At 45.1% G+C, this 5489-nt stretch carries 2 tRNA genes and 3 rRNA genes; all 5 read left to right on the top strand.

Annotation, left to right across the window (positions count from 1 at the left end):
* Positions 1–151 precede the first annotated feature (151 nt).
* The 5 genes from CYP84_RS00945 (at position 152) to rrf (ending at position 5405) form a co-directional block, all read left to right on the top strand.
* Positions 152–1662 (top strand): 16S ribosomal RNA (locus CYP84_RS00945).
* Between the two features lie 94 nt (positions 1663–1756).
* Positions 1757–1833 (top strand) — tRNA-Ile (locus tag CYP84_RS00940).
* Positions 1834–1845: 12 nt separating this feature from the next.
* Positions 1846–1921 (top strand) — tRNA-Ala (locus tag CYP84_RS00935).
* A gap of 326 nt (positions 1922–2247) precedes the next feature.
* A 23S ribosomal RNA gene (locus CYP84_RS00930) occupies positions 2248–5152 on the top strand.
* Positions 5153–5286: 134 nt separating this feature from the next.
* Positions 5287–5405, top strand: a 5S ribosomal RNA gene (gene rrf, locus CYP84_RS00925).
* The 16S, 23S and 5S rRNA genes sit together here with 2 tRNA genes alongside, the layout of an rRNA operon.
* Positions 5406–5489: the final 84 nt, after the last annotated feature.

Genomic DNA, 5489 nt, shown 5'->3' with positions numbered 1-5489 from the left:
AAACTATTAGTCAATCTTTGAAATCTAAACAAGTGATCGATTGAGCCAGTCTATTATGATTAAATAATAGATTAGACAAACTAATATAAAAACTAAAAGTTTTTTGATTAAAAACTTCATAATAAAAATCCTATCTATTAGATAGGTAATTAATATGGAGAGTTTGATCCTGGCTCAGAGTGAACGCTGGCGGCGTGCCTAATACATGCAAGTCGAACGGACGAGTAAGAGCTTGCTCTTATGAGTTAGTGGCGCACGGGTGAGTAATGTATAGCTAATCTGCCCTACACTAGAGGACAACAGTTGGAAACGACTGCTAATACTCTATACTCCTGTCTGACATAAGTTAGATAGGGAAAGTTTTTCGGTGTAGGATGAGGCTATATTGTATCAGCTAGTTGGTGAGGTAATGGCTCACCAAGGCTATGACGCATAACTGGTCTGAGAGGATGATCAGTCACACTGGAACTGAGACACGGTCCAGACTCCTACGGGAGGCAGCAGTAGGGAATATTGCTCAATGGGGGAAACCCTGAAGCAGCAACGCCGCGTGGAGGATGACACTTTTCGGAGCGTAAACTCCTTTTGTTAGGGAAGAACAATGACGGTACCTAACGAATAAGCACCGGCTAACTCCGTGCCAGCAGCCGCGGTAATACGGAGGGTGCAAGCGTTACTCGGAATCACTGGGCGTAAAGGACGCGTAGGCGGATTATCAAGTCTCTTGTGAAATCCTATGGCTTAACCATAGAACTGCTTGGGAAACTGATAATCTAGAGTGAGGGAGAGGCAGATGGAATTGGTGGTGTAGGGGTAAAATCCGTAGAGATCACCAGGAATACCCATTGCGAAGGCGATCTGCTGGAACTCAACTGACGCTAATGCGTGAAAGCGTGGGGAGCAAACAGGATTAGATACCCTGGTAGTCCACGCCCTAAACGATGTATACTAGTTGTTGCTAAGCTAGTCTTGGCAGTAATGCACCTAACGGATTAAGTATACCGCCTGGGGAGTACGGTCGCAAGATTAAAACTCAAAGGAATAGACGGGGACCCGCACAAGCGGTGGAGCATGTGGTTTAATTCGAAGATACGCGAAGAACCTTACCCGGACTTGATATCTAACAAATCATCTAGAGATAGAAGAGTGTCTGCTTGCAGAAATGTTAAGACAGGTGCTGCACGGCTGTCGTCAGCTCGTGTCGTGAGATGTTGGGTTAAGTCCCGCAACGAGCGCAACCCACGTCATTAGTTGCTAACAGTTCGGCTGAGCACTCTAATGAGACTGCCTTCGTAAGGAGGAGGAAGGTGTGGACGACGTCAAGTCATCATGGCCCTTATGTCCGGGGCGACACACGTGCTACAATGGCATATACAATGAGAAGCAATATCGCGAGATGGAGCAAATCTATAAAATATGTCCCAGTTCGGATTGGAGTCTGCAACTCGACTCCATGAAGCCGGAATCGCTAGTAATCGTAGATCAGCCATGCTACGGTGAATACGTTCCCGGGTCTTGTACTCACCGCCCGTCACACCATGGGAGTTGATTTCACTCGAAGCCGGAATACTAAATTAGTTACCGTCCACAGTGGAATCAGCGACTGGGGTGAAGTCGTAACAAGGTAACCGTAGGAGAACCTGCGGTTGGATCACCTCCTTTCTAGAGTACATATAGATATTCTCTCACAAGATATCTATAAGAAAGATATTCTCAATCATCCTTGTTTAGTTTTGAAAGATTGATAGACCTATAGGGGCCTATAGCTCAGCTGGTTAGAGTGCACCCCTGATAAGGGTGAGGTCACAAGTTCAAGTCTTGTTAGGCCCACCAGAGAATTTAATTGGGGAATTAGCTCAGCTGGGAGAGCGCCTGCTTTGCACGCAGGAGGTCAGCGGTTCGATCCCGCTATTCTCCACCATTAAAATAGTTTAACAGCATTAAGTCTAATTAGAGAGCTTAAATTTAAACTTTCTAATTAGACTTTTGTCTAAATGTTCTTTTAATTAATATTGTTAATAGTCACAAGCAAGTTTTAAAAACAATTTTACAGGACTTGTTAAAGATTTAAATTTCTATCATCTTTGCATTTAATGCAAAAGTTTGACATCACAATCTATTTAGGATTTAAAACTTATCTAAATAGTAGTCAATGCTTTCCGTCTTGAGAGCTAGAATTTAAATGTAGTAACATAAAGTTATCTTTAACAAGGAAGTGATGCGAATTAGAATAATCTAATATAGAAAAGGTAAGCTACAAAGAGCAAGTGGTGGATGCCTTGGCTAGTAGAGGCGATGAAAGACGTGCCAGGCTGCGATAAGTCTCGGGGAGCCGTCAAGGGGCTTTGATCCGGGAATTTCTGAATGGGGCAACCCAACTAATAGAGATATTAGTTACCGTATAACGGAGCGAACGAGGGGAATTGAAACATCTTAGTACCCTCAGGAAAAGAAATCAAAAGAGATTACGCTAGTAGCGGCGAGCGAACGCGTAAGAGGGCAAACCACTAGTTTACTAGTGGGGTTGTAGGACTGCAATATAGACTAAACTTAGCTAATAGAACGACCTGGAAAGGTTAGGCACAGAGGGTGATACCCCCGTATATGAAAGCTTTGTTTTACTTAGCAGTATCCTGAGTAGGGCGGAACACGTGATATTCTGTCTGAAGCTGGGTAGACCACTATCCAACCCTAAATACTACTACTAGACCGATAGTGCACAAGTACCGTGAGGGAAAGGTGAAAAGAACTGAGGTGATCAGAGTGAAATAGAACCTGAAACCATTTGCTTACAATCATTCAGAGCCCTATGATTTATCAGGGTGATGGACTGCCTTTTGCATAATGAGCCTGCGAGTTGTGATGTCTGGCAAGGTTAAGGAAACCCGGAGCCGTAGCGAAAGCGAGTCTTAATAGGGCATTTAGTCAGACGTTGCAGACCCGAAACGATGTGATCTATCCATGAGCAGGTTGAAACCGGTGTAAGAGCCGGTGGAGGACCGAACCCGCTAGCGTTGAAAAGCTATGGGATGACTTGTGGATAGGGGTGAAAGGCCAATCAAACATCGTGATAGCTGGTTCTCTCCGAAATATATTTAGGTATAGCGTCATGTAGTAACACTAGGGGGTAGAGCACTGAATGGGCTAGGGCATACACCAATGTACCAAACCCTATCAAACTCCGAATACCTAGTGTGTAATCATGGCAGTCAGGCGGCGAGTGATAAAATCCGTCGTCGAGAGGGGAACAACCCAGACTAACAGCTAAGGTCCCTAAATCTCATTTAAGTGGAAAACGATGTGGAGTTACTTAAACAACCAGGAGGTTGGCTTAGAAGCAGCCATCCTTTAAAGAAAGCGTAATAGCTCACTGGTCTAGTGATTCTGCGCGGAAAATATAACGGGGCTAAAATGAGTACCGAAGCTTTAGACTTAGTTTTACTAAGTGGTAGGAGAGCGTTGTATTTGCGTTGAAGGTATACCGGTAAGGAGTGCTGGAGCGAATACAAGTGAGCATGCAGGCATGAGTAGCGATAATTGGGGTGAGAATCCCCAACGCCGTAAACCCAAGGTTTCCTACGCGATGCTCGTCATCGTAGGGTTAGCCGGGTCCTAAGCAAAGTCCGAAAGGGGTATGCGATGGAAAATTGGTTAATATTCCAATGCCAACTATAATGTGCGATGGAAGGACGCTTAGAGTTAGAGGAGCCAGCGGATGGTAGTGCTGGTCGAAAGGTGCAGGTTGGAGTTCAGGCAAATCCGAACTCCTTTAAGCCGAGGCCTTACAGGTGCGTGAAGTTCTTCGGAATGAATCGTAAATCCTTGATACTGTCGAGCCAAGAAAAGTTTCTAAGTTTAGTTATAGTTGCCCGTACCGTAAACCGACACAGGTGGGTGGGATGAGTATTCTAAGGCGCGTGGAAGAACTCTCTTCAAGGAACTCTGCAAAATAGCACCGTATCTTCGGTATAAGGTGTGCCTAACTTTGTGAAGGATTTACTCCGTAAGCATTGAAGGTTACAACAAAGAGTCCCTCCCGACTGTTTACCAAAAACACAGCACTCTGCTAACTCGTAAGAGGATGTATAGGGTGTGACGCCTGCCCGGTGCTCGAAGGTTAATTGATGACGTTAGCTCTGCGAAGCGTTTGATCGAAGCCCGAGTAAACGGCGGCCGTAACTATAACGGTCCTAAGGTAGCGAAATTCCTTGTCGATTAAATATCGACCTGCATGAATGGCGTAACGAGATGGGAGCTGTCTCGAAGAGGGATCCAGTGAAATTGTAGTGGAGGTGAAAATTCCTCCTACCCGCGGCAAGACGGAAAGACCCCGTGGACCTTTACTACAGCTTGACACTGCTATTGGGATAAAAATGTGCAGGATAGGCGGGAGGCTTTGATCCATAGACGCCAGTTTATGGTGAGCCATTGTTGAGATACCGCTCTTTTTTATTCTGATAGCTAACTAGCTTGAGTTATCCTCAAGTAGGACAATGTCTGGTGGGTAGTTTGACTGGGGCGGTCGCCTCCCAAAATGTAACGGAGGCTTACAAAGGTTGGCTCAGAACGGTTGGAAATCGTTCGTAGAGTATAAAGGCATAAGCCAGCTTAACTGCGAGACATACACGTCAAGCAGAGACGAAAGTCGGTCTTAGTGATCCGGTGGTTCTGTGTGGAAGGGCCATCGCTCAAAGGATAAAAGGTACCCCGGGGATAACAGGCTGATCTCCCCCAAGAGCTCACATCGACGGGGAGGTTTGGCACCTCGATGTCGGCTCATCGCATCCTGGGGCTGGAGCAGGTCCCAAGGGTATGGCTGTTCGCCATTTAAAGCGGTACGCGAGCTGGGTTCAGAACGTCGTGAGACAGTTCGGTCCCTATCTGCCGTGGGCGCAAGAAGATTGAGGAGAGTTGACCCTAGTACGAGAGGACCGGGTCGAACCAACCACTGGTGTACGAGTTGTCCTGCCAAGGGCACCGCTCGGTAGCTATGTTGGGATGTGATAACTGCTGAAAGCATCTAAGCAGGAAGCCAACTCCAAGATGAATCTTCTTTTAAGAGCTCATATAGACTATGTGTTTGATAGGCTGGGTGTGTAATGGATGAAAGTCCTTTAGCTGACCAGTACTAATAGCTCGTCTGCTTATCTTTTAATAAGCATCACTTCCTTGTTAAGGATAAAAACTTAATTAAGATATGTTTTTACAAAACTTTGTTTATGACTTTTAACTTTATCTAGTAGTGTTAAATAAGAGATTTAGCTAATATATCTTTTATTTAACACTGCCCGTGACTATACAGACGAGGAAACGCCTTGCTCCATCTCGAACCAAGAAGCTAAGCTCGTCCTGGCTGATGATACTCTCCCTTACTGGGATGTTGGAAAAGTAGGTCGTTGCGGGCTTTGCTTAATCTGCTTTAATTCTTATATTATTTAATACTAGTTTTTATTAGTGTTACTTCTTGTCTAAGTGTAAAATAGTAGTTT

The sequence above is a fragment of the Campylobacter concisus genome, from assembly GCF_002912425.1.
In the GTDB taxonomy this organism is placed as follows: Bacteria; Campylobacterota; Campylobacteria; order Campylobacterales; family Campylobacteraceae; genus Campylobacter_A; species Campylobacter_A concisus_AH.
This window is presented reverse-complemented; position numbering and strand designations above follow the sequence as displayed.